Genomic DNA, 23,458 nt, shown 5'->3' on the forward strand with positions numbered 1-23,458 from the left:
CACGACCGTTCGCGTCTTCGGGAGCCTTCGGAAGGGGCACCGGGGTTTCGGAACGCCGTACGCGCAGGTCACGGCGGTGCGGGTCGGGGCGGGGGGATTGCGCTGCGGCCGGGCGCGCCGGTGGCGGCGGTGGCGGCGGCAAGAAGCCGGTCAGCATGTGACACGGACCGAAGAATTCAGAAATAGATCGGAATACCCGTCAGCCGGTAACGGAAAAGCGGAATCCTGATCCGGCAGGAGCAGCCTCGGCCTCTTGAGTTCCGCTCGCGCAACAGCCTTGCCGCGGAACGTCTTCGCATTTCAGGACCCTTTCAGGACCGGGGAAATCCAGAACGCCTCGTGGGCCGGCCGGTAACCGGACACGGGGGGCTCCGTGCGGCGTATGTGGCGCCGCGCCCAGGAAGACAGGAATTCGTTCATGCTGCATCGATACCGCCCTCGTCCGGGGCGGCAGTGCCCGGCCTGCGCGCCCGGCATCGTCACGGCCGCCGGCCGGGCCGCCGCGGGAGGTGTGCGATGACCTGGGACCAGGTGCCCGGCGGGCGGCAGGCGGAGCACGAGAGCGCTCCGCCACGGATCGGCGGCCAGCAGCAGTTCCGTGAGGAACTGACGAGACTGCGCACCGGGCTCGGGGTCTCGCTCGCCCATCTCGAGCAGGCCAGCCAGCGGCAGGGCAAGCGGCTGCCGCCGGCCACCGTCTCCAATGTGCTGTCGCGGGACAGGCTGCCGGAGTGGGAGTTCGTCGCCGACTTCCTGGCCGCGTGCGGTCTGGACGAGGTGCGGCGCGAGCCCTGGCAGCAGGCCTGGCGGGAACTGGCCGCGGTGTCCGCGACCCAGGTGTCCGTCCCGGCCCCGGCTCCGGCCCCGGCCCCAGCACCTCCTCCGGTTCCGGTTCCGGCTTCGACCGGGGCCGGGGCCCGGGCCCCTGGTGGTTCGCAAGCCGCAGCCGCGTCTCCCCCGGACCCTTCCCCTCCCCCGGTGCCTTCGCCGCCTGCGGCAACGCACCCCGGCAAGCAGGCGGGCAAGTCCCCGGACGACGTCCCGCCCGCCGACGGCGGCCGGTGGACGGCGTGGCGGGCCGGCCTGGCGCGGCGGCGCGCCGTCGTGGCGCTCTGCGCCGCCCTCGCGCTCGCGGCGGCCGCCGGCGTGTACGCCGTCGACCAGCACCAACAGCGGGTGCGGCAGGAGCAGCTGCACAGGCAGGAGCAGCAGCGGCAGGAGACGTACCGCAAGGAGCACTGCGGGACCATGAACCCGGCGCTGGTGACCGAGGCCGGCGGGGAGTGCACGGGAGTGACCGACGGCCGCGACCGCTCCGATGTGTTCGGCTCCGCCCTGGAGCCGGTGCTGACGGCCATCGGCGCGGAGAACCACCGGGCGACCCGCGGCGGCCACTACGTCACCATCGCGTTCCTGGCGCCGCTGACCTCGGTGGGCAGTGCGGGCAAGGCCAAGGATCTGACGCTCGACCAGTTCGTCGGGGAGGTCGAGGGCGCCTACACGGCCGTCGAACGGGCCAACGGCGACGACGGCCCGCTGAAGATCCGTCTGGTGCTGGCCAACATGGGCAGCGGCGAACTGCACTGGAAAAGGGCCGTCGACACGCTGACCCACCTGCCCGAGGAAGACAATCTGGTCGCCGTCACCGGGATGGGGCTGAGCCAGCAGGAGTCCGTCGACGCCGCCCGTGCGCTCAGCAAGGAGAGCATCCCCATGGTCGCCGACCTCATCACGGCCGACGGCTTCGACACCACCGGCACCATCGACAGTGCGAAGAACGCGCCGAAACGCATCGACGGACTGGTCCGCGTCACCCTGACCAACGCGGCCCAGCTGGGGGCGCTCGGCAAGGAACTGGACGACGACACGCGCACCGCCGTGCTGGTGCGCACCGTCAAGACGCCCAACGGCACCGCCGACTTCTACACCGACTCCCTCTACGAGGACTTCCGCACCGTCAGCGGGCTGAAGAAGCACCTCGACCCCGAGGCGGATTTCTCCTTCGACCCCCGCGGCGGAGTGGCGTCGATCCTGAACGCCATCGGCCAGAACCTGTGCGCCGCCCAGCGCCCCGTCGACACCGTGTACTTCGCGGCCCGGGAGAAATACCTGCCCGACTTCCTCCAGGCGCTCAGCCGGCGCAGCTGCCACCGCCGGCCCGTCACCGTCGTCTCCGGATCCGACACCGCGGCCCTGGACCCCAAGACCCTCACCGCCCTGAACCAGGACGGCGAGGCACCCATCGCGGTGCTGTACGCCTCGCTGCCCGACGCGACGGCGCTGCGCGGCCCCGGCAACAGCGACCACAACCTGTACGAGCAGTTCCTCGACGCGTTCGGCGGCGACCACCACGGGCAGAAGTTCCCCGCCGCCCACGCCACCCGCGGCTACTGGCCCGTCCTCGCCCACGACGCCGTCCTCACCGCCACCCTCGCCGTCCGCAACGCCACCACCCCCACCGCCGCACTCCCCAACCGGTTCGCCGTCCTCAACCACCTCTACGCCCTCACCGACGGCACCGTCCCCGCCGCCACCGGACGCTTCGGCATCGACTCCACCGGGAACCGCACCAGCGTCCCCATCACCATCCACCGCCTCGGCGCCACCGCCTGAACCCGGCCGCACCGGCACGGCCGGGTGCCTGGACGGCGACGTGTCTGCGGTCAGTCCACCGCCGGACCGTCGTCGGTGCGCAAGCCGATGAGCTGCCGTGCCAGGGCGCGTTCCGCCTCGGTGAACGGCACGTCGGGCCGCAGCCGTTCCGGGTGGCCCGGGGGCAGCCCGGCGAAAGCGGGTGCCGGACCCGTTGCGGCTTCGGGGCCGGTCCCCTCGCAGGCGCGCGGCCGGCCGCGCAGGGTGCTTGTGCCGGGCACGGGCCGGCCGGGCGGCTCGTCGTGCCCCACCATTCCCAGGAACATCAGGCCGCAGGCCGTCAGGGAACGCCACAGGGGCAGGACACAGTGCCGGACGACGAACCGTCCCGCCCGTCCGGCGGCCGCGGGGCGGCGGGGCGGGTCGTGCGGCGCGTCCCACGCGGACCGTTCCATGTCCTTGCCTCCGCTGCCGGGGTGTCGGTCGGCTCCGTACAGTGCCCAAGAGCACTCGGGCCCCGGTCGAGGCCGGGCCGTTCCCCGCGCCCGTGGACCGGCTCCTGTCAGGCCGTCAGGTCCGTGTTGTCGCAGCGGTGCTGTCGGTCTGTCAGGCCTGACAGACCCCGTCCGCTGACGGTGCGGTCGGGCAAGGGGGTGCCGTGGCCGGAGGCCGCCGGGCCGCTCGTTGTGGATGTGTCAGGTCTTCACGGCTGCTCGGGCGGGGGTGAGAGCGGCAGGCTTCGGGAGCCCGGGGGGCCGGCCGGGGGTGTGATCGCGCGCAGTTCGCGGGCGGCTTCCGCACGGGCTTCCGCCTCCAGGGAGGGATCGCCGGCCAGCCGGCGCAGGAGCAACGGGCCGTGCGGGTCGCCGGAGGCGGTGAGACGGCGTGCCGCCACGAACCGGGACAGGCCGTCGAGTGTGGGGTCCTCGGCCATGGTGCGCAGCAGTGCGGGAAGCCGCGGGTCCTCATGGCGTGCCAGTTCCCTGGCCGCCGAGCGTCGGACGAAGAAGCCGATGCGGGGATCAAGGGCGAGTTCGTGCAGCAGGTCGGCTCCGTGGGCGTCTCCCGTATAGGCAAGGTTCTGGGCGGCTTCGAAGCGGTATTCGTCGTCGAGGCTGGCGTCCTGTGCCTGGGAGCGCAGGAGGCCGGCTCCGTAGGAATCGCCCTGCTCGATCAGGTGCTGGGCCGCCTCGGCCCGGTCCTGGGGGCGTGCGCGGGCATCGCGGGCGAGGGCTGCGAGCAGGTCCCGGGCTTCGGGGACATGCTGGGTCGCGAGGGTGCGCCCGGCCAGATAGCGCAGGGACGAGTCCAGTTCGCGGCAGGACGCCAGGTCGTGCAGGAGGGGGTGGGCGCGGGGGCCGCAGCGCCCGAGCCAGGCTATGGCGGTCTCCCGCGTGGCCGGGGTCAGCCCGGTCTCGGTGGCGAGGCGGTGCAGGAGGTGCGGGGCCCGGTCGTCATGGCGTTCCATGAGCTGGGCCGCAGCCTGGCTGCGGGCGGACTCCGCGAGGCCGGTGTCCGCCGCGATGCCGAACAGCAGCTCCGGGACGGCAGGGTCGCGAAGGCGTCCCAGGCCCTCGATCGCGCGGGTGCGGCAGAGGCTGTCGAGTGTGGCGCACGCCCCGAGGTCGCGGAGCACCGTCGGCACCCGCACGTCGGTGTGTTCGCACAGCCGCCCCACGACGAAGGCTCTGCGTTTGGGGTCCAGTGTCGTATCGAGCACCAGGGACCGCAGCAGGCCGATCGCCCGGGGCTCGTTCAGGTCGGCGAGTTCGAAGGCCGCTTCGGTGCGGATCGACACGTGCACAGCGGTGTCGGCGGCGAGGGAATGGAGGGCGTCGGCGGCCTGGGAGCCCTTGAGGTCGGCCAGCTGCTGCACGGAGATGCGGCGGTCGAGGTGGGCGCGGCCGGCGTCTCGGGCCAGCTTGTGGAAGACGTCGGGCGCGTCCGGGCTCCCCAGCGCCGCCAGGGCGGAGGCGGCACCGGCCCGTGAGCCTTCGTCACGGACGACTCCTGTCGCCGTGCTTCCCGGTTCCTCCAGCGCGAGTGCCCTCAGCAGCCGCCGGCCGCGCGGGTCGCCCGTGCGCCCGAGGTCCCAGGCCGCTCTGACCCGGGCATGGCCGTCGAGGCTGGGGTCACAGGCCAGGAAGAAGAGCACGTCGGACAGGTCGGAGTAGCCGTGGGCGGACAGTTGGCCCGTCGCCCACCACCGGAATCCCTCACCGATGGTGGGATCACGGGTGAGTTCGAGGAGAAGTCCGGCAGTGCCGGGGTCGCCGCTGTCGGCCAGCAGCCGGGCGGCCCACTGCCGGGAGAAGACCTCCACGTTGCGGTCCCGTGCCAGGGCGTGCAGTACCCCGGGCAGCCTGTCGTCCTGGAATGTCGCGAACTCCATTGCGGCTGCGGCCCGGTAGAGCGAGCTGACGCCAGGACCGGAGGCCACGGCGCAGTAGGCGTCAACGACCCTGGGGTCGAGCAGGCCGGCCAGTTGTTCCGTCGCGGCCGCCCGGTGTGCCGAGCGGGCCCGCTCACTGACGGCGAGGGCGTACAGCGTGTCCGGGACTCTGGGGTCGTCGAAGTCCGCCAGCCGGCGTGCCGCCCACAGCCGGTGCCCGGAGTCCTGGGCCTCGCTGACAGCGAGGTCGTGGAGCATGTCGAGGACCTGCGGGTCGCCGAGTTCGCGCAGCTCCATCAGGGCCGCCACGACAGCGCTGCCGTGCAGCGCGCCGGACTGCACCAGGGTGCGGAGCGTTTCTCTCACCCGGGGGTCGAAGATACGGGTGAGTGCCACGACGGCCTGTGTCCGGTCGCTTTCGGTCTTTCTGCTGTCGCGTGCGGCCCTGGTCAGCCCGCGGGTCGCCGCGGAGACGACGTCGTGCGGCAGGGCTGTGCCGAGCCGGGCGAGTTCGGCGAGGAAGAGGCAGCCCTGAAGACCGCCGAGTCGGGTCGTGCGCCGTAGCGCGGGGGCCGCTTTGCGCAGCGCCGCGGGCGAAGCGAGGTCGATGAGGAATCCGAGGTAGGAGGTGTCGCCGCCGCGCCACCGGGCCAGGGCTCTGCGCAGCGGGCCGGCCGCGGGCTCGCTCGTGGCGTGACGGGCGGCGCAGTATTCCAGCAGTGTCTGGTGGACGAACACGTGGTCGCCGGCGTGGAAGGTCAGCAGCCCGCTGTGGCGCAGGGCGGTGGCGAGGAACTGCTGCCATTCGTCGGAGGGAACGCAGTGGGGCGGGGGCGGGGGTGCGGCGTCCGGGTGGGACTGGAGTATCCCGGTCGCGCTCAGTGTGCTGCCCTTGCGCCGCTCGGCCGCGAGGAAGTCGATGAGCTGCGGCAGCCGGCCCAGGGTGCGTTCGGCACAGGCGACGGCCTCGTCTCCGTAACGCCGGAACTCGGTGCACAGTGCGCGAGGGTTGCCGGGCTCAGCCGGGTTGTACTGCCGTTTGTGGAGCATCCTTGCGAACTCGGCGTAGATCGCGCCGCGGACGGCCGGCAGGGGCTGGCCCGGGGTCGCCGCGTACAGCTGGCACAGCAGCGACGCCATGAGGGGGATACGCGCCAGGCCTGCCAGGTGTGACCGCTCGAGGTCGCCTACGAACAGCTGCGCCAGCCGGTCCGGGTCACCGAGCCCGTAGGCCGCGAACCAGCGGCGGGCCACGTCCGCAAGCTCCGCGAGCTGGAAGCGCTCCAGCTCGTAGCGGCCGACAGCCGCACCGAGCAGGTCCAGCTCGCTCTCGGGCAGGGGCCGCGTGGCGATGACGAAACGGTAGTGCGGGCGGTCGGGGTTCTCCTCGACCGAGCGCAGATGCCGTAGGACCCTCCACCGTCTGATGGGGTCCGCTATCTCGTCGAGTTCGTCCACCAGCACCAGCCAGCAGGCGCGTGGCGTCGGCGGTTCCAGGAACAGGGCCGGGGGCAGGGTTTCGACCAGGCCCTTGAGTCCTGACCGCACTGCGCCGGCAAGGGCCGTGTCGAGCGGCTGGCCGTCCAGCGCCGCAGCGGGGACGAGTACCGGGACCACGCCCTGGTCGGGGTCCTGCCGCCAGCGGTCCACGCCGACTGCCAGGAGGGTGCGCAGGAGACTGGACTTTCCACCGCCTGCCCCCGCGAGAACCGTACACATCTGGGTGCTGCCCAGGATCCGGTCGATCGCGTCGCCCTCGACGGGGAACCCGTCCTGCGCCAGGCTGCCCAGACGCTGGCGGACGTAGACGTCGTCCAGCGACGGACCGGCGCTGGGCAGCATCGCGGGATAGGGGTGCTCCTTCGACGTCTCGGCGGCGGCCGCCAGGTACTGGGCGAGCCAGCGCTCCCGGTTGCGGGCGTCTTCGGGCGCGTCGGGGAACACGTTGACCTGGATGCCCCGGTCGCCCTGCTGGATCGCCGCGGACGCGTGGAAGGTGTTGCCGGATATCTCGCGGGTCGCGCCGGCAAAGAACTCGTCAGCGGGGCGCTCCTCCCCGTCGGCTTGATCCAGCATTCGATGCCGTCGCCTCACCGCTCGCGCGTCCCGTCGCAGTGCTGTCCACGATACCGGCGGCCCCTCTCCCCTCGGGGGCTGCCGCGGGTGTCCGTAGCCGCCGCCGGGCCGCTGCACCCGGTGCGGGACGCACTACCCGAGGAAGCCGAAGACAGGGAGCAATCCGTCTCGTCTGCCGCTGCGGATTACCCAGGGCGCGGGTTCGTCATGAGCCGCGCGCGAGCACCCGCCGGGACGAGGGATACGGGTACCGGCGGTGGGCTCCCGGGCCCTCGTGCACGGCGGTGCGTGAGGGCCCGGTCCACGCCCGGCCGCGTCCTGGCCTGTTCTCGCGCCGCCGGCCCGGCCGGGGCCGCCCGAAGAACCGGGGTGCGGTGCCGAGTCGGGCAGCCGCGCTCCCGGCAGGTGCGCCACGGCTGCGGTTACTGCACCGACAGGGGCCTCGTGCAGGCCGGGAGGGCGCTGTGCGCGTCACCTCGGTCGCAGCCCGGTGGGAGCCGGACGTCTTCACCGATGCCGGACGCGCCCCGATGGACCAGGCCTGCCTTGCCCGGAGCGGGCGTTGGCCCGTCCCCCTGCCACCCGCACCTCCGGGCCGGTGCCGTTCCTGTTGCGGTTCGTGTCCGGCCGAAGGGCTCCCGGCGGGCGGTGTCCGGGTGCCCGTCCGGCCGGGCGGGCCCGGCCGGACTGTGGGGGCTGCAGCGTCTCCTGGGCGGGCGCGAGACCTGGCGGCTGGGCCGTCGTAGGCCATCCTTCGCCCGGGCCGGGCGCAGCCGGACGCGGCCGGTGCGGCGTCTGCGGCGGCGTCAGTTCGCGGAGCGGACCCGGTCGTGTGCCGCGGCGGTCATCCGGTGGTAGGTCGCGAGTTTGTAGTACTCCTCGCTGGGTGAGAGCGCGCCCGCGAAGACGAGTACCCGGTCGCCCTCGTAGGCGTACGGGGCGCTTGTGGCGAATTTCCCGAGCTTCGGCTCGATGCGGGCGGGCAGTGCCACCGGGTCCGTGGTCCTGGTGGAGAAACTGATCCGCTCGATCTTCGAGGAGTCCCAGCCGAAGGTGGGGTAGAGCGCCGACGAGGTCTCGATGAAGTCCAGCATCCGCTCGCTCGGCTCCGGCAGCCCGAACTCGCGCAGCATCGGCAGGACGGCTTCGCGCCCGACGGCCTCGGCGGGCAGTCCGTTGAAGTACACGTTCCACGTCCGGCGCGCGTAGTCGATCGCGAAGGCCGACACCTTGCCGTCCAGGCCGTGGGCGGTGAAGGAGTTCACGTGCTCGGACAGGCCGGGCGGCATGGACGGGAGGGCGGCGAGCTCTGCCAGTGCCTGCAGGTCGCCCAGCGGGAAGAAGGCGTAGGTCTTGTTGAAGCCGCCGGTGACTCCGTAGTCGACGCCGTAGCCCTGCACGGGGAATCGCGCCCCGAGGTCGCGGAAGAGGGTGCGGATCGGGTGGTCGGTCTCTTCGGCGAGGCCGTGCGCCAGGGCGATCTCGTACGGGTCGCCGGCGCTCGCGGGCACGGTGAAGTCGAAGGAGAGGTCGGCGATCCGGCCCCCCTTGGTCACCGTGTTGAAGACGACGGGGTCGGCGAGCACGTCCTGGAACGCGGTCAGCAGCGGCCGCATCCTCTCGGGCGGGCAGGCTATGTCCAGCAGCCCGGCCGCTTCCTCCACGGCCGCGTACAGGCGTTCTGTATCAGCTGTGCCGGCCATGGATCCCCCAGGTGTCGATATGGAACGTCTGCTCGCTGCGCGTACGGAAGAGCATCGACCGGGGGGCTTGGCCGGGGCTGAACGGCGAGTTGGCGCCGGCTTGGCGGCCGGTAGGGGCGAAACCGGTAGGGCGGCGGGCGGTACGGGCGGCGGTGGTACGGGCGGTGGTACGGGCCGGGGCTCGTTCCCCTGCCGGGGAGCACCGCACCCGCGGTGGGGCGGGCCGTGGGTGGCGGGGTGTCAGTTCTGCCGTTCGGGGGTGTGGACGATCAGGCCGTCCATCGCTTCCGTCACCTTGAGCTGGCAGCTGAGCCGGCTGTTGGGCCGGCGGGTGGACGCGGTGTAGTCGAGCATCTCGTCCTCGTCCGGCCGGCGCGGTTCCAGCTTGTCGAGGGTGCTCTCGTCGACGTAGACGTGGCAGGTCGCGCACTGCATGTTGCCGCCGCACTGGGCGACGATGCCTTCGACCTCGTTGAAGTCGGCGCCGCGCATGACGCTCGTGCCGACGGGGACGTCGATGGCCCGCTCGTTGCCGCTGGAGGAGACGTAGGTGATCGTGGGCATGGAAGAACTCCTCGAAAGGCGCCTGGCCGGGCGCGGGCGCGTGCGGGGCACGCAGGACGCCCGGGCGGCCGCTGAAGAGTGGTGGAGTACCGCCGCGGAGCCGGCGGGGGACGCGACACCCTCACCGGCTCGCCATCACACACCGGCCGCCCGGACAGGTGAGGTCCGAAGCCGGGGACGGCGGCAGGACGGACCGTAGCAGAGGATATTTCCGCGCGCCACGATGCGGGCCGGACCGGGCGGCGTCAGGAACCGTGGCGGGCCGGGCCGGGCAGACGGTGGGTCATGAACGGCCGGGCGGTGATGAACTCCCGGAATTTCAGGGCGGCTTCGGACAGGTAGGCGTCGCGGCGCCAGACGAGGGTGAGGATCCGATAGCAGGCCGGGGCCTCCAGGTGCACCCAGGCCACCGGGACCCGGGTCTCGGTGCCGGCCTCCCGGGACATCGCCGGGATCAGGCCGATGCCGAGGCCGGCGCTGATCAGGATCTGGCTCGCGCCCGGCTCGTCGCCCTCGCAGGACAGCAGGGGGGCGAGCCCCTCGGAGGCGAACAGCCGGTCCAGGAGGGTGCGCTGCCAGTGGCCCTTGCGGGTGGTGACGAACGGCTCGTCGGCGAGCTCGGCGACCGTCACGCTCTCCCGGCCGTCGAGACGGTGGCCGCGCGGAACGGCGAGCAGCACCTCCTCGCGGATGAGCTCGATCGACTCCAGGTGCGGGCCGGCCAGCGGCTGTGAGGCGACGCAGAAGTCGACCTCCCCGGCACGCAGTTGGCGTTGCATCTCCTGCGCGTTGGACTGGAAGAGCCGCACCTCGGCGCGGGGCTGGGTGATACGGAAGCTGCCGAGGACGGTGGTGATGGTCAGCAGGGTCTCGCAGGCGATGGCGAGCCGGCCCAGCCCCAGGTCACCGGCCTCGCGCACGGATCTGATGCCGTCGTCCAGCTCGCTGAGGGTACGGTCGACGTGGCGCAGGAACATCGCCCCGTACTCGTTGAGCCTGATGCTGCGGCCCTGCCGCTCGAACAGCGGGGAGCCGAGTTCGGCCTCCAGGCGCGCGATGGTGCGGCTGAGCGAGGGCTGGGCGACGCTCAGTTCCTCCGCGGCACGGCTGATGTGCTGAAAGCGGGCCACGGTCTGGAAGTAGCGCAACTGCAGCAGATCCACGCTCCACCTTCGCTTATGCCTGTCGAGGCATCATCACATGGCAAAACCGGTCTTGGAAATGCATAAGCGTTTGTCTCTACCGTCTCGGCCAGGGGGTCACCGCGCAGGTGGCGGGCCACGGTGCCCGGCGTCTGCACACGCGACGCGAGGGCTCCCGCGCATCCGTCGTCCAAGGAAGGTCCCGCCGTGAGCGCTGCGGATCTGGCCCGGCTCCAGTTCGCGGCCACCACCGGCATCCACTGGCTGTTCGTGATCCTCACCATGGGGCTCGTCCCGCTCGTGGCGTTCCTGCACACCCGGGCCGCCTACACCCGCGACCCCGCCACCCGGGCCGTGCGGGAGCGCATGACCCGTTTCTGGGGCCAGCTCTACGTCATCAACTACGCCGTCGGCATCGTCACCGGCCTCGTCATGGAGTTCCAGTTCGGGCTCAGCTGGAGCGGGCTGAGCTCCTTCGCGGGCAACGTCTTCGGCGCCCCGCTGGCGCTGGAGACCCTCATCGCCTTCTTCGCCGAGTCCACCTTCCTCGGCATGTGGATCTTCGGCTGGGGCCGGCTGCGCCGGGGCGTGCACGTCACGCTCATCTGGCTGGTCGCCCTGACCGCCTACGCCTCCGGCTACTGGATCCTCATCGCCAACGGCTTCATGCAGCACCCCGTCGGCTACGAAGTCCGCGACGGCACCGCCTACCTGACCGACTTCGGCGCGCTGCTCACCAACTCCAGCGCCCTGGTCGCCTTCGCGCACATCACGCTCGGCGCGCTCACCACCGGCGGGGTCTTCCTGCTCGGCGTCAGCGCGTGGCACTTCGCCCGGGGCACCGGCGAGCGCGAGCTGTTCCGCGGTTCGCTGCGTCTGGGCGCGTGGGTGTCCATGCTCACCTCCTTCTTCGTCATCATCGTCGGCGAGATGCAGATGCCGGTCATCGAGCGGACACAGCCCATGAAGTACGCCGTCCTGGAGGACTCCGGCGTCGCCGAGGCGCAGCGCCGGCTGGCCGGACAGTACGGGCCCGGCGACTACGTGCCGCACGAGGGCTGGATCCATCTGTCGATGAACACGATGACGATCATCGGCAACACCATCTCCACCCTCACCCTGATCGCCGTCATCCTGCTGCGCAAGGACTGGCTGGTGCGCCGCCGCCTGCCGGCCTACCTGATGACCGCGATGATCCCGTTCGCGTTCATCGCCTCCGTCGGCGGCTGGGTGGTGCGCGAGGTCGGACGCCAACCGTGGCTGGTGTACGGGCAGTTGACGGTCGAGGACGCGGTCTCCCAGGTCAGCAGGACCTCACTGGCCGTCTCCTGCGCCCTGTTCGTCACGATCTTCCTCGCCCTGGCGGTGACCAACTGGACGCTGATCACGCGCTTCGCCGTGCGCGGCCCGGGCGCCACCCAGCTCGGCACGACCGAGCCGCTCCCCGAGGGCCCGCCCGGAGGCCCGGCGGGCGACGCCGGCGACCGGCAGCACGTCCCGGCCTTCTGAACCGCCCCCGCAACGAGAAGAGTTGAGCGACATGAGTCTGGAGACGGCCTGGCTGGCCCTGCTCGGCCTGCTGCTCGCCGGGTACTTCGTGCTCGGCGGGTACGACTACGGCGCGCAGATGCTGCATCCCTTCCTCGGCGGCCGGCCGGAGCAGGAGCAGGAGGGCGGGCCCGGCGGCGGGAACGCCGCGCTCGAGGCCATCGCGCCGTTCTTCCTCGGCAACGAGGTCTGGCTGGTCGCCTTCGCGGGCGTGCTGTTCGGGGCGTTCCCGCATCTGGAGGGGACCCTGCTGCCCGGCCTGTACCCGCTGATCGTGGCGATCCTGGCCGGCCTGGTCCTGGGCAACGCCGCCGTCCAGCTGCGCCGGCGCGCCCTGGGCGTGCGCGGCCGAAGTGCCTGGGACGTGCTGGTGGTGACCGGCGGCGCGGTGCCGGCCGTGTGCTGGGGGCTCGTGGTGGGCCTGCTGCTGCACGGCGTGCCGCGCCGCGCCGACGGCAGCTTCCACATCGGTGCGGGCGAGGTGTTCACCCCGTTCGTCCTGGCCTGCGGCGCCACCACACTGGCGCTGTTCGCGGCCCACGGCGCGGGCTTCGTCGCACTGCGCTCCGCGCCCGGGCCGGCCGGCCGGGCACGGCGGGCGGGCCGCGCGCTGATCGCCGCGAGCGGGGCGGCCGCACTGGCGGCGCTGCTGCTCACCCTGGCGGGCGCGGGCGCCTCGATGACCAACCGTGCGGCCGCGGCGGCCGTCGCCGTCGCCCTGGCGGGCGCGTTCGGCGCCGCCTGGTGGTTCTTCTCCACCGCACGCGACGCCCGGGCGTTCACGGCCACCGCTCTGGCGGCCGCGCTGCCCGTGCTGCTGGTGGGAGCGGGCCACTACCCCTACCTGCTGATCAGCTCGGCAGGTCACGGCCTGGACGTCGGGCACGCCGTCACGGACGACGCCACGCTGAAGATCCTCAGTGTCTTCGGCATCCTCCTGCTCCCCACGATCCTCGCCTACCAGGCGTGGAGCTGGTGGGTCTTCCGGGGGCGCACGGGGCACCGTCACCCCAGCTACTTCTGAGGGCCGCCGCCCCGACCAGCGACCCCCACCGCGACCGTGAGGGAGGGATCCCGCTTGAAACCGGCCGAACGCCGCCCGGTGCGTGAACTTCCGCTGCTGCGGCGGCACCTGGCCGCACGGGCCCGCTGCCGTACGCCGGCCGGAGCGTCACGGTGCGGACCGGACGGCGAAAGACGCCCGGGCCGGTGCCCGCGCAGCGGCCGGTGACCTCATGCCCGCGCCCCCGGCGGCCGACGGCCGCCCAGACTCCCGCCCGGCGGCCGACCCCCCCGTCCTGCCGTCGGGCGGGTCCCGCCCCACCCTGCGCCTCGCGCGCCGGCTCGCACCGTACCGGCGCAGGCTGCTGCCCGCCGCCCTGGCCTCGGCCGGCGGCGAGCTGGCCGCCGCCGCGCTCATGGCCACCGCGTCCTGGCTGATCACCCGGGCCGCACAGCATCCGCCGATCGCCTCGGTGAGCCTGGCGATCGTCGCCGTACGCGCCCTGGCGCTGGGGCGCGGGGCGCTGCGCCCCGGCGACCGGCTCCTCGGCCACGACGGGGTCCCGCGGGTTGTCGCGGGGTTGCGCACCCGGGTGTACGGGGCGCTGGTGCCTCTCGCGCCGGCGGGCACGCCCGCCTTTCGCGGCGGCGGTCCGCCGGCCCGTCCCGCCGTCGACGTCGATGCCGCCCAGGACCTGCTGCTGCGGGTCCTGCTGCCGGCCGTGACCGCCGGCACGGTCGGTGCCGCCGCCACCGCGACGGCCACGCTGCTGCTGCCGCAGGCGGGCATCCTGCTCGCCCTGCATCTCGCCGTGGCCGCCCTGCTCGTCCCGGCGGCGGTCCTCGCGGTGTCCCACCGCGCGGTCCGGGCGCAGGCGGCGGCGCGGTCCGAACCCGCCGCGCACAAGGTGGACCTGACCGAGGGGGGGGCGGATCCCGCCGCGAACGGGGCCCGGGGCCGCGCCGCGCGGCGCGCCCGGCGGGCCGCCTCGCGGATCGCCCGCCCGGGGCGGCGGCGCGCCCGTACCACCTCGCTGGCCTGCGCCGTGCTGGTGCTGTTCCAGGGCGCGGCGCTGGCCGCCGTCACCTGGAGCGCGCTGCGCGCCCACGCCGACGGCCCGCTGTCCCCCGCGCACCTCACGGTTCTCGCGGTCCTCACCCTGGTCTCCTTCGAGGCCCTCCAGCCGCTGCCGGCGGCCGCATGCCGCCTCGCCGAAGTACGCGTGCGCGCGGAACGGCCGGCCGGCCTCTTCGACGCCCCGGCCCCGGTCACCGAGCCGGGCGCGCCGGGCACCGGCGGGCCGCTCGGCGTGCACACCGAAACCTGACGGTACGTCACCGTCCGGGCGGTCCGCCGTTCCTGGACGGGCTGAGCCTGTTTCCGCCGCCCGGACAGCGCACCGTGCCGCTGGGCGCCGGCAGCTCGGGAACGTCGACCCTGATCGCCACCCGGGACCGCACCACCCTGCTGGTCACCCACAACCGGGAAGCCCTCACCGGCGCCGACCGGGTCATCAGGCTCGACCGGGGCCGGATCCCCGGGTGAGTCCCGCACTCCCTTGCCTCACTTCGCCCTTCCTTGCTCTCCCTTGCCCCCTGAAGGGCCTGGGCACGGCGCCCTCCTGGCCGCCAACGCAAAAAGACGGCCCTGGAAAGACCAGGGCCGTCGGTGTGCGGGTGCCGGGGGGGGTGGGGGCGGCGGGTGTGCCGGATCCGTCTGTCAGGCGACCTTCGTCGCGGACAGCACGGCCTCCACGGTGAGGGCGTGCGGCGGCAGATTGGCCGGGTCGTCGGTGATCGCCTGGGTGACCTGGAATCCGGATTCCTCGAGCCACTTCTGCCAGGTCGACAGCTTCTGCGGGCCTCCCTGGCCCATGGTGCAGCGACGAAGAAGCTGGGGTAGAAGTCGACGGTGTAGTTCTCGGTGTCCTTGAGGTTCTCGGGAAACACCGGGACCAGCACGTGGACCTGCGCGCCGGCTTCCAGCGAAGCGTGGACGCCGCCGAGGATCCGGAGCACGTCGTCCTTGTCGAACATGGGCAGGAAGTGCTTGATCAGTACGACGTCGAATCCCTTGGGGACTTCCTTGAAGACGTCACCGCCGATGAACGAGCACTGATCCTCGACACCGTGGGTGCGGAAGTTCTCCAGGCTCTCCTTCTCCTTCTCGGGCAGGTCGAAGTTGGTCACCCGCAGGCCGGGCGAGCCCTTCAGCCGGAGCGTGTTGACCGCCCCGAGACCGGTGTTCCCGGCGAGGTCGAGGACGTTGGACCCCGCCGGGATGTCGACGTTGGCGAAGAACCACGGGTCGACATGGGCGGTGACGGTGTTCATCAACTTCGCCCACGGCTCGCGCAGTTCGGGCAGCTCGCCCAGCGCGCCGTAGAGGTCACCGTCGTAGCCGTACAGTTCCTTGAGGCCGGCGACCGTGCCGGTGCGCACGCTCTCGGTGAGGTAGAACAGCTGCCGCAGCGTGACCGCCTTGATCATGTTCAGATCGGCGAGCGCCTGCTCGAGCAGCTTGTCGGAGACGCCCGCGAGGCCGTCCAGGGAGTAGGCGCCGGAAGCCTCGTCGTGGGCGACGAAGCCCTCCTTGACCGGCAGCAGCAGGAGCTGTTCGACGGCGTCCGGCTTGGCGCCGGCCACCTCGCCCAGTTCGGCCGCCGTCAGGCCGGGCCTGTCGCGCAGCGCGTCGATGATGCCCAGCTCGAAGCACGACAACAGGGTCATGAACCGGGAGGGTCCGACCATGTAGTCGCGAAACCGCTGGAGCGTCGCTTCCGGTGTCATTGCAGCTGACCTCTTTCAGTAGCGGTGGTGGCGCGGTGTCGTGGCTGTGCCGCCGGGAGCACCGGGGGCGTTGGGGGCGGTGGCGTACCGGCGTCGTGGTGTGCTCGTCACACGTCTGCCAGACGGGGCTCGATGGAGCGGGCCGCGTCGTCGCCGTACGTCTGGGCGATGCGGGCGGCCAGGTCGGAGGGGAGCAGCTTGTACTCCTGGGTGCCGACCGACTCCAGCACGGTGGTCGCCAGCGCGCAGCCGAACCGGGCGGCCTGCTGCGGCGGCCACTGCCAGGCGAGGCCCGCCAGGAAGCCGGAGCGGAAGGCGTCGCCCGCGCCCGTGGGGTCGGCGATCTTGTCGGTGGGCACGGCCGGGACGTCCAGCCGGTCCGCGCCCAAGCGGGTCAGGCTCACCCCGTCCGCGCCCCGCGTGGTGATCCAGGTGCCCACCCGGCCGAGCAGTTCCTCCTCGCTCCAGCCGGTGCGCTCGAGCAGCAGGGCGGCCTCGTACTCGTTGGTGAACAGCCACGTTGCCCGGTCGACCAGCAGGCGGACCTGCTCGCGGTCGAGGCGGGCCAGCTGCTGGGAGGGGTCGGCCGCCACGGGGATGCCGAGGCGGTGGGCGGTGGCGGTGTGCCGCAGCATGGCCGCCGGGTCGTCGGCGCCGACCAGGACGAGGCGCAGGCCGCCGGCGCGTTCGGCGATCTCGGCCAGGTCGATGCGGGGGGCCTCGGCCATGGCGCCGGCGTAGAAGGTGGCGATCTGGTTCTGGTCCTGGTCGGTGGTGCAGACGAAACGCGCGGTGTGCAGGGTCTCGCTGACCCGCACCGCGCGCGTGTCGACGCCGTTCGCCCGCAGCCAGGCGCCGTACTCGGCGAAGTCCAGGCCCGCCGCGCCGACCATGACCGGGTCCAGGCCCAGCAGGCCCAGGCCGAAAGCGATGTTGGCGGCGACGCCGCCGCGGCGCACGTCGAGCCGGTCGGCGAGGAAGGACAGGGAGACCCGCTCCAGCTGCTCCTTGATCAGCTGCTCGGCGAAGCGTCCGGGGAACACCATCAGATGGTCGGTCGCGATCGATCCGGTCACGGCGATACGCACGAGAAGTGCTCCTTGTGCCTCGGGGCGGAACGGTCCGGGCGGAACGGGCGGTGCGGACGGGAGGGGTAGTGCGGGCGGTGCGTGACTGTGCGGGCGGGAGAGGTGGTGCGAGTGGGAGGGGCGGTGCGGGCGGTGCATGGCGGTGCGGGTGGAAGGGCGGGGGCGGCGGGACCGGGGGGAAGCCGCCGCACCTGCCGGGCCACCCGTGCGCCGGCATCTGCCGGGCCGGCGCCCGTCAAGTCGGCACCCGTCGCGCCGGCACCTGCCGGGGCGCCTCCGCCTGCGGACGACGCCCACGCCGCCGGCACCCGCGAGGCAGCTACCTGCCGGTCCGGCCGGCGCCGCCGCTCCCGGCCGACGGCGGGATTCCCGGCCGACACCGGGGTTCCCGGCCAGCCGCGGGATCCCCGGCCGGCGGTGCGCTGTCAGCCGGCGTCGGCCGCCTTGCGCAGGGCGTCGGCGCGGTCGGTGCGCTCCCAGGTGAAGTCGGGCAGCTCACGGCCGAAGTGGCCGTAGGCGGCGGTCTGGGCGTAGATCGGGCGCAGCAGGTCCAGGTCGCGGATGATCGCGGCCGGCCGCAGGTCGAAGACCTCGGTGATCGCGGCCTCGATCTTCTCGGCGGCGACCGTGTTGGTGGCGAAGGTCTCCACGAACAGACCGACCGGCTCGGCCTTGCCGATCGCGTAGGCGACCTGCACCTCGCAGCGGGAGGCGAGGCCCGCGGCGACCACGTTCTTGGCGACCCAGCGCATCGCGTACGCCGCGGAACGGTCCACCTTGGAGGGGTCCTTGCCGGAGAAGGCGCCGCCGCCGTGCCGGGCCATGCCGCCGTAGGTGTCGATGATGATCTTTCGGCCGGTCAGGCCGGCGTCGCCCATCGGGCCGCCGATCTCGAAGCGTCCGGTCGGGTTGACCAGGAGGCGGTGGTCCCCGGTCTCCAGCTTGATGCCGTCGTCGGCCAGCCCGTCCAGGACGGGCTCGACGACGTGGCGGCGGATGTCGGGGGTGAGCAGGCCGTCGAGGTCGATGTCGCTCGCGTGCTGCGAGGAGACCACGACCGTGTCCAGCCGGACCGGGGTGTCGCCCAGGTACTCGATGGTGACCTGGGTCTTGCCGTCCGGGCGCAGGTAGGCGAGCGTGCCGTCCTTGCGGACCTCGGTCAGGCGGCGCGAGAGGCGGTGGGCCAGTTCGATCGGCAGCGGCATCAGGGTGGGCGTCTCGTCGGTCGCGTACCCGAACATCAGGCCCTGGTCGCCCGCGCCCTGCCGGTCCAGTCCGTCGCCTTCCTCAGCTGCGGCGGACCCCGTGACGCGGGACTCGTACGCGGTGTCGACGCCCTGCGCGATGTCCGGGGACTGCGCGCCGATGGACACCGAGACGCCGCAGGAGGCGCCGTCGAAGCCCTTGGCCGAGGAGTCGTAGCCGATCTCGAGGATCTTCTCCCGCACCAGTGAGGCGATGTCGGCGTACGCGGAGGTGGTCACCTCGCCCGCGATGTGCACCTGGCCGGTGGTGATGAGGGTTTCGACCGCGACGCGGGAGGCCGGGTCCTGGCGCAGCAGGGCGTCCAGGACGGTGTCGCTGATCTGGTCGGCGATCTTGTCGGGATGTCCCTCGGTCACGGACTCCGAGGTGAACAGGCGGCGGGACATGACACTCCTGGGATCGGTGGGTGGACACGGCGGTGGATGCGGGCGCGGCGGCGGCCGGGGGTCGGGCAGGCCGTGCGCGTCCTGCGCGGACGGCGGCTCGGCGGCCCCGGCGGGGGCGGCCGCCGGCCGTGGTCCGTGCTCGGGTGCGGGCGGCGGTGCGGCGCCGGCGCGTCGGGATGCGCGGGTCCGCCCGGTGGCCCCGGCCCGCCGGGCGGGGCGGTGGCGGGGTGCGGCTCCTGCGCGGGGGCGCGGTGTCCCCGTGCGGGCCGCGTTCGCTACGGGTTCGCCGGCCGGTCCTTGAGCCGTTCGGCGAGCGCGAGGCGCTGTACTTTCAGCGTGGCGGTGCGCGGCAGTTCGGCCTCAGGAATCTGGACGGGGTCGGCCAGCTGCGGGAAGCGGGCCACGGCGGCGCGCCAGCGGGCGGGGTCCAGCGGCGTGTCGCCGTGGGTGCAGATCACAGGGACGGCGTCGCCGTCGGCGCCCTGGACGACGACCAGTTCGCTCAGCTCGTGCAGTTCGGCCAGGACGGTGTCCTCGACCTCGAGGGAGCTGCGCACGCCGGGGATCATGTCGACCTCGCGGTCGAGCATGTGCAGGCAGCCGAGGCGGGTGAAGTAGCCGACGTCGCCGGTGCCCCACCACTGGCCGTCGCGGTTGTCGTCGTAGCGTTCCTGCTCGGCGAAGTAGGTCTTGGCCAGGCCCGGCCAGGCGACCTCGATGCGCCCGGGGTTGTGCTCGGTGGGCCGCTTGCCGTCGCGGCTGACGACGCGGACCTTCGCCGACCCCAGGGGCATCTGCCAGCCGACGCAGCGGCCGTTGGCCTTGTGGGCGGTGCGGGGGAAGTAGGCGCGCCCGACGGCCGGCCCGACCTCGCTCTGCCCGTAGATCTGGAAGAACAGCGCGCCGCGCCGGCGGGAGGACTTCAGCAGCCGGCTCATCGTGCCGGGGTGGATGGCGTCGAAGGTGCTGCTGAAGTACTTCACCGAGGCGAACGGCCTGCGGGGGTCGTCGGCCAGCCCCTCCCAGGCCATCAGCGCGTTGGGCAGCGCCTCGACGAGTCCCGGCTTGTTCTCGAGGAACACCTCGGCGACCGCGTCCGGGTCCGATTCGTTCACGAGCACCACCGGCATCTCCTTCAGGAGGGCCAGGGCCATCGCCGCGACGTTGCGGGAGTGCACGAAGGGGATGGCGATCGCGGCGGTCTCCTTCTTCCGCATCAGCGACAGCAGGCGCCACTGCGGCCTGAGGCGGATGCCCTGGGTGCGGGGCGTGTGCACGACCAGCTTGGGCAGGCCCGTGGTGCCGGAGGTGTGGGTGATCACGGCGGCCTCGTCCAGGGGCCGCACCACCGGCTGCACCCGCGGCGCGCCGGTCAGGCCGCCCAGCGACACGGTGTCCGGCCGCTCGCCGGCGACGATGATCACCCGCCGGGTCAGTTTCGTCACCGGTACCTCGGCGAGCACGTCGAGCTTGTGCTCGTCGGTCAGCAGGTTCGGCCGGTCGACCCGTTCGAGGAGGGCGGCCACCGTCCCGGCGTCCAGGCCGGGCGAGAGCATCACCGGTACCGCGCCGATCCGGGAGGCGGCACAGGCCAGCATCCACACGTCGGCGTTGGCCCGCTTGTGCAACACGATGTGCTCGTCGGGCCGCACTCCCGCCGCCCACAGCCGGGCCGCGAGGTCGTCCACGAGGTCGGCGAGCCGGGACGCCGTCAGGTGGCGGCCCACCTCGGGCGCGACGTCCAGATCGTGGTCGAGCGTGATCGGCGTCGACGCGTTGACGGCCGCGGCCATGGCCGGCAGCAGGCCGATGTGAAGACCGCGCTTCTGTATCGATTGATAGGCCACAGAGCCCTTCATCGGGTCTGTCTCCTTTACGGTGAGCGATGGATGTTCGGGCTGTTCGCCGGCTCGGTGCGGGATGCCGGGACGCGCACGGCAGACCCCCACGTGGGGGGGGCGGCCGGGCGCCGGCTGATGGGTTTTCGGCTGCGCGGCGGCCGGGGCCGCGTACCGTGTGCGGTCGCTTTCGCCCGGGGTGCCGTTGTGCTGAGGGGACGTCAGGCCGCGCGGCCGGCCTTGAGCGCCGCCGCCGTGCGCGTGACCCGGCGGGCCTGGTGACGGGCCGCCTGGAGCACCGTCTCGGTGGGGCCTCCGGCGTCCGCGACGTGCGAGGTGCCGTAGGGGTTGCCCCGCTGGGAGCGGACCGGGTCGGTGTAGCCCGGCGGGACGATGATGCAGCCCCAGTGGTAAAAGGTGTTGCTCAGCGCCAGGATGGTGGACTCCTGGCCGCCGTGGGCGGTGCCGGTGGCGGTGAAGGCCGAGACGACCTTGTCGGCCAGGGCGCCGGTCTGCCACAGGGCGCCCGTGGTGTCGATGAAGGCCTTGAGCTGGCTGGAGACGTTGCCGAAGCGGGTGGGGGTGCCGAACAGCACCGCGTCCGCCCAGCTCAGGTCGTCGAGGGCGGCCTCCTCGATGCCGGCGGTGTCCTTCAGGTGCCGGGACCAGGCCGGGACGGAGCCGATCGCCTCCGGCGGGGCCAGTTCGCGGACCTTGCGCAGGCGCACGGCCGCGCCGGCCTTCTCCGCGCCCTCGGCCGCGGCCAGCGCCATGGTGTGCAGGTTCCCGGTGGCGCTGTAGTAGATGACGGAGACGTTCACGGATGCCATATGCGGTGTCCCTCGCTGACTGGCTGCCCGGCGGTGGCGGGGAGGACGGCCCGGGGCGGTCGCGCGCGGTGCGTGCCGCCCGGTGGCCGGCTACCGGGCGACGACCAGGGTGGCTGGCTCCGCGGTGTGGAACGAGACGTCCTGGAAGCCGGCCTTGACGAGCCAGTCGCGGTAGTCGCTGCGCCGCCAGGTGCTGCCCTGCCTGGTCTTGAGCAGCATCTCCGAGGCGAAGATCAGCGGGAAGGCCGGTCCGCTGCGGTCGTCGTCGACGACGTAGTCGTTGACGACCAGGGTGCCGCCGGGCCTGAGGGCCTGCCGGAGCCTGGTGAAGACCTCGACGTTGCTTTCCGGGCCCTCCTGGTGGGCGATGTGGGAGTACACCGCGACGTCGTACTGCGCGGTGCCGAAGTCGGTGGTGTGGAAGTCGCCGTCGATGGTGGTGAAGCGGTCTCCGACGCCGCGTTCGGCCAGCAGCCGGCGGGCGATCTCGTTGATCGGCTCCCAGTCGAGCTGCACCGCGCGGGCGGCGGGGTTGGCCTCCAGCCAGATGCCCGAGTAGATGCCCGAGCCGCCGCCCACGTCGAGGATCGAGATCTCACCGGCGTCGGCGAGTCCGAGGACCTCGGCGGCCACCGACGCGGCGGGGACCGACTGTGCGGCGATGGCGGTGACGATGCCTTCCCAGTGCGGGTTGTTGGCGACCTCGACGACCGCGTCCTTCACCGGTCCTCCGACGCGGACCACCTCGGCCAGGTCGGTCAGGGCGCCCATGTGTGTCAGCTTGAGCTTGGCGAAGGGGGCCAGCGAGACGGGGGTGTCCTCCACCAGGTAGGCGGACGCCTCGGGGGTGTTGCGGTAGCGGCCCTCGTGCAGTTCGACCAGGCCGACGCTGACGAGGCCGTCGAGGAGGGTCTGGGCGCCGCGCTCGGAGATGGCGGCGCGCCCGGCCAGTTCGGTGGCCGAGCCGGCGCCGTGCTCGAGGTGGGTGAAGAGTGAGTGGGTGGCGGCTGCGGCGAGGACTCCGGTGGCCCAGTAGCCGTTGATCAGCCGCATGATGCCGACGGGTGATGGCCGGTTGTTCGTCATGCTGCCCCTCCGAGGACCCGTGTGGTGGACGCGTGGGTCCGCACCGCGCTGCGCAGGGCGTCCACGACCCGTTCGACCTGGTCGGTTGCGAGTTCCGCGTGCATGGGTACGGCGAGCTGGCGCGCGAAGAGGTCCGCTGAGACCGGGCACGTCTGCTTCGCCTCGAACACCGGCTGCACGTGGGCCGCGAACGTGCCGTGCCCGCAGCCGATGCCCTGGCCGCGCAGCTCGGCGGCGACCGCGGCGCGGTCCACGCCCGCGTCCAGCGTCACCATGTAGGTCTGCCAGGCGTGGGTGCGGTCCTGCGGGACGCTCGGCACCGTCAGGAGTTCCTCGCCGGCGAGGAGCTCGGCGTACTGGGCGGCGACGGCGCTGCGGCGTGCCAGGAGTTCGTCGATCCGGCCCAGCTGGACCCGCAGGATCGCCGCGGCGATGTCGGACAGTTTGAAGTTGTAGCCGATCTCGGTGAACGTCGGGATGGGCAGGCCGACGACGTTGCCCATGTCGAAGATGCTGCCGATGCCGAAGGAGGAGCGCAGCCGCGCGTCCTTGCCGATCGCCGGGTCGCGGGCGAGGAGGGCGCCGCCCTCACCGCTGGAGGCGCCCTTGCGTCCGTGGAAGGACAGGCAGCCCACCTCGGCGAGCGCGCCGGCCTGGCGGCCCTGGTAGGTCGCGCCGACCGCGCAGGCGGCGTCCTCGACGAGGAACAGGCCGTGGCGGTCGGCGATGGCCTGGAGTTCGGTGTAGTCGGCGGGCATGCCGACCGTGTCCACCGCGACGATCCCGACGGTGCGCGGGGTGACCAGGTCGGCCACCGCCTGCGGGTCGACGGTGTAGGTGTCGGGGCGCACGTCGGCGAAGACCGGGACGGCGCCGACGTAGAGGGCGGCCTGTGCGGGCGCGGGGAACCCGTAGTCGGCGACGATCACCTCGTCGCCCGGCTTGACGCCGAGCGCGAGCATGGCCAGGTGGAGCGCGGCGCCGCAGTTGCTGACGGCGACGGCGTCGCCGACGCCGTACTTCTCGGCCAGCCGGGCCTCCAGCGCCTTGCCCTGGGGGCCCTGGCCGGCGGGCCAGCCGGAGGCGAACACCTCGGCGACGGCGGCCAGTTCCCGTTCGCCGAGACTCGCGTGGACCAGGGGTATCGGTTCCATC

16 protein-coding genes are annotated in these 23,458 nt (G+C 72.8%); 4 read left to right on the forward strand and 12 right to left on the reverse strand.

Annotated elements, in window-relative coordinates; genetic code table 11:
* Window positions 1-516 precede the first annotated feature (516 nt).
* Window positions 517-2,613, forward strand: a complete 2,097-nt coding sequence (locus tag ACFVYS_RS32435) for a hypothetical protein (protein ID WP_389507874.1) — start codon at window positions 517-519, stop codon at window positions 2,611-2,613.
* 50 nt (window positions 2,614-2,663) lie between these two features.
* Here the strand turns inward: ACFVYS_RS32435 and ACFVYS_RS32440 are convergent, their stop codons facing one another.
* The 5 genes from ACFVYS_RS32440 to ACFVYS_RS32460 all read right to left on the reverse strand — a co-directional run bounded on the left by ACFVYS_RS32440 (window position 2,664) and on the right by ACFVYS_RS32460 (window position 10,490).
* Window positions 2,664-3,047: a DUF6059 family protein gene (locus ACFVYS_RS32440; RefSeq protein ID WP_389507875.1), complete on the reverse strand. Its 384-nt coding sequence runs from the start codon at window positions 3,045-3,047 to the stop codon at window positions 2,664-2,666.
* A 248-nt stretch (window positions 3,048-3,295) separates the two neighbouring features.
* Window positions 3,296-7,060 (reverse strand): hypothetical protein, encoded by a 3,765-nt coding sequence (locus ACFVYS_RS32445; protein ID WP_389507877.1) that lies wholly within the window; start codon window positions 7,058-7,060, stop codon window positions 3,296-3,298.
* A gap of 806 nt (window positions 7,061-7,866) precedes the next feature.
* Entirely contained in the window at window positions 7,867-8,763 is an 897-nt protein-coding gene (locus ACFVYS_RS32450) for an aromatic prenyltransferase (RefSeq protein ID WP_389507879.1), read from the reverse strand.
* A gap of 240 nt (window positions 8,764-9,003) precedes the next feature.
* Entirely contained in the window at window positions 9,004-9,327 is a 324-nt protein-coding gene (locus ACFVYS_RS32455; RefSeq protein WP_389507881.1) for a 2Fe-2S iron-sulfur cluster-binding protein, read from the reverse strand.
* A 245-nt stretch (window positions 9,328-9,572) separates the two neighbouring features.
* The gene (locus tag ACFVYS_RS32460; RefSeq protein WP_389507883.1) at window positions 9,573-10,490 is read right to left on the reverse strand and encodes a LysR family transcriptional regulator; all 918 of its coding nucleotides are present in this window, start codon (window positions 10,488-10,490) and stop codon (window positions 9,573-9,575) included.
* Window positions 10,491-10,676: 186 nt separating this feature from the next.
* Here ACFVYS_RS32460 and ACFVYS_RS32465 point away from each other — a divergent pair, with 186 nt between their 5' ends.
* The 3 genes from ACFVYS_RS32465 to ACFVYS_RS32475 all read left to right on the forward strand — a co-directional run bounded on the left by ACFVYS_RS32465 (window position 10,677) and on the right by ACFVYS_RS32475 (window position 14,347).
* Window positions 10,677-11,978 carry a cytochrome ubiquinol oxidase subunit I gene (locus tag ACFVYS_RS32465; RefSeq protein WP_389507885.1) on the forward strand — a complete coding sequence of 434 codons (1,302 nt, stop codon included), beginning with the start codon at window positions 10,677-10,679 and terminating at the stop codon, window positions 11,976-11,978.
* Window positions 11,979-12,009: 31 nt separating this feature from the next.
* Entirely contained in the window at window positions 12,010-13,041 is a 1,032-nt protein-coding gene (locus tag ACFVYS_RS32470; RefSeq protein ID WP_389507887.1) for a cytochrome d ubiquinol oxidase subunit II, read from the forward strand.
* Window positions 13,042-13,252: 211 nt separating this feature from the next.
* The gene (locus tag ACFVYS_RS32475; protein WP_389507889.1) at window positions 13,253-14,347 is read left to right on the forward strand and encodes a hypothetical protein; all 1,095 of its coding nucleotides are present in this window, start codon (window positions 13,253-13,255) and stop codon (window positions 14,345-14,347) included.
* A gap of 7 nt (window positions 14,348-14,354) precedes the next feature.
* Here ACFVYS_RS32475 and ACFVYS_RS32480 read toward each other — a convergent pair whose 3' ends face one another.
* From ACFVYS_RS32480 to ACFVYS_RS32510, 7 genes are all read right to left on the reverse strand, one after another.
* Window positions 14,355-15,749: a methyltransferase gene (locus ACFVYS_RS32480; RefSeq protein ID WP_389507891.1), complete on the reverse strand. Its 1,395-nt coding sequence runs from the start codon at window positions 15,747-15,749 to the stop codon at window positions 14,355-14,357.
* Between the two features lie 167 nt (window positions 15,750-15,916).
* Window positions 15,917-16,897, reverse strand: coding sequence for a carbohydrate kinase family protein (locus ACFVYS_RS32485; protein WP_389507893.1), 981 nt, complete (start codon window positions 16,895-16,897; stop codon window positions 15,917-15,919).
* 425 nt (window positions 16,898-17,322) lie between these two features.
* A complete protein-coding gene (gene metK / locus ACFVYS_RS32490) occupies window positions 17,323-18,549 on the reverse strand; it encodes a methionine adenosyltransferase (RefSeq protein WP_389507895.1) in 1,227 nt (408 codons plus the stop codon).
* A 275-nt stretch (window positions 18,550-18,824) separates the two neighbouring features.
* A complete protein-coding gene (locus tag ACFVYS_RS32495) occupies window positions 18,825-20,408 on the reverse strand; it encodes a class I adenylate-forming enzyme family protein (protein ID WP_389507897.1) in 1,584 nt (527 codons plus the stop codon).
* Window positions 20,409-20,608: 200 nt separating this feature from the next.
* Entirely contained in the window at window positions 20,609-21,217 is a 609-nt protein-coding gene (gene wrbA, locus ACFVYS_RS32500) for an NAD(P)H:quinone oxidoreductase (protein ID WP_389507899.1), read from the reverse strand.
* 90 nt (window positions 21,218-21,307) lie between these two features.
* Window positions 21,308-22,303, reverse strand: coding sequence for a methyltransferase (locus ACFVYS_RS32505; protein ID WP_389507901.1), 996 nt, complete (start codon window positions 22,301-22,303; stop codon window positions 21,308-21,310).
* Complete coding sequence (locus ACFVYS_RS32510) at window positions 22,300-23,457, reverse strand: DegT/DnrJ/EryC1/StrS family aminotransferase (protein ID WP_389507903.1); 1,158 nt, start codon at window positions 23,455-23,457, stop codon at window positions 22,300-22,302. The genes ACFVYS_RS32505 and ACFVYS_RS32510 overlap by 4 nt, the downstream gene beginning before the upstream one ends.
* Between the last annotated feature and the right edge of the window lies 1 nt (window position 23,458).

Source organism: Streptomyces sp. NPDC058295 (genome assembly GCF_042880655.1).
Taxonomy (GTDB): Bacteria; Actinomycetota; Actinomycetes; order Streptomycetales; family Streptomycetaceae; genus Streptomyces; species Streptomyces coriariae.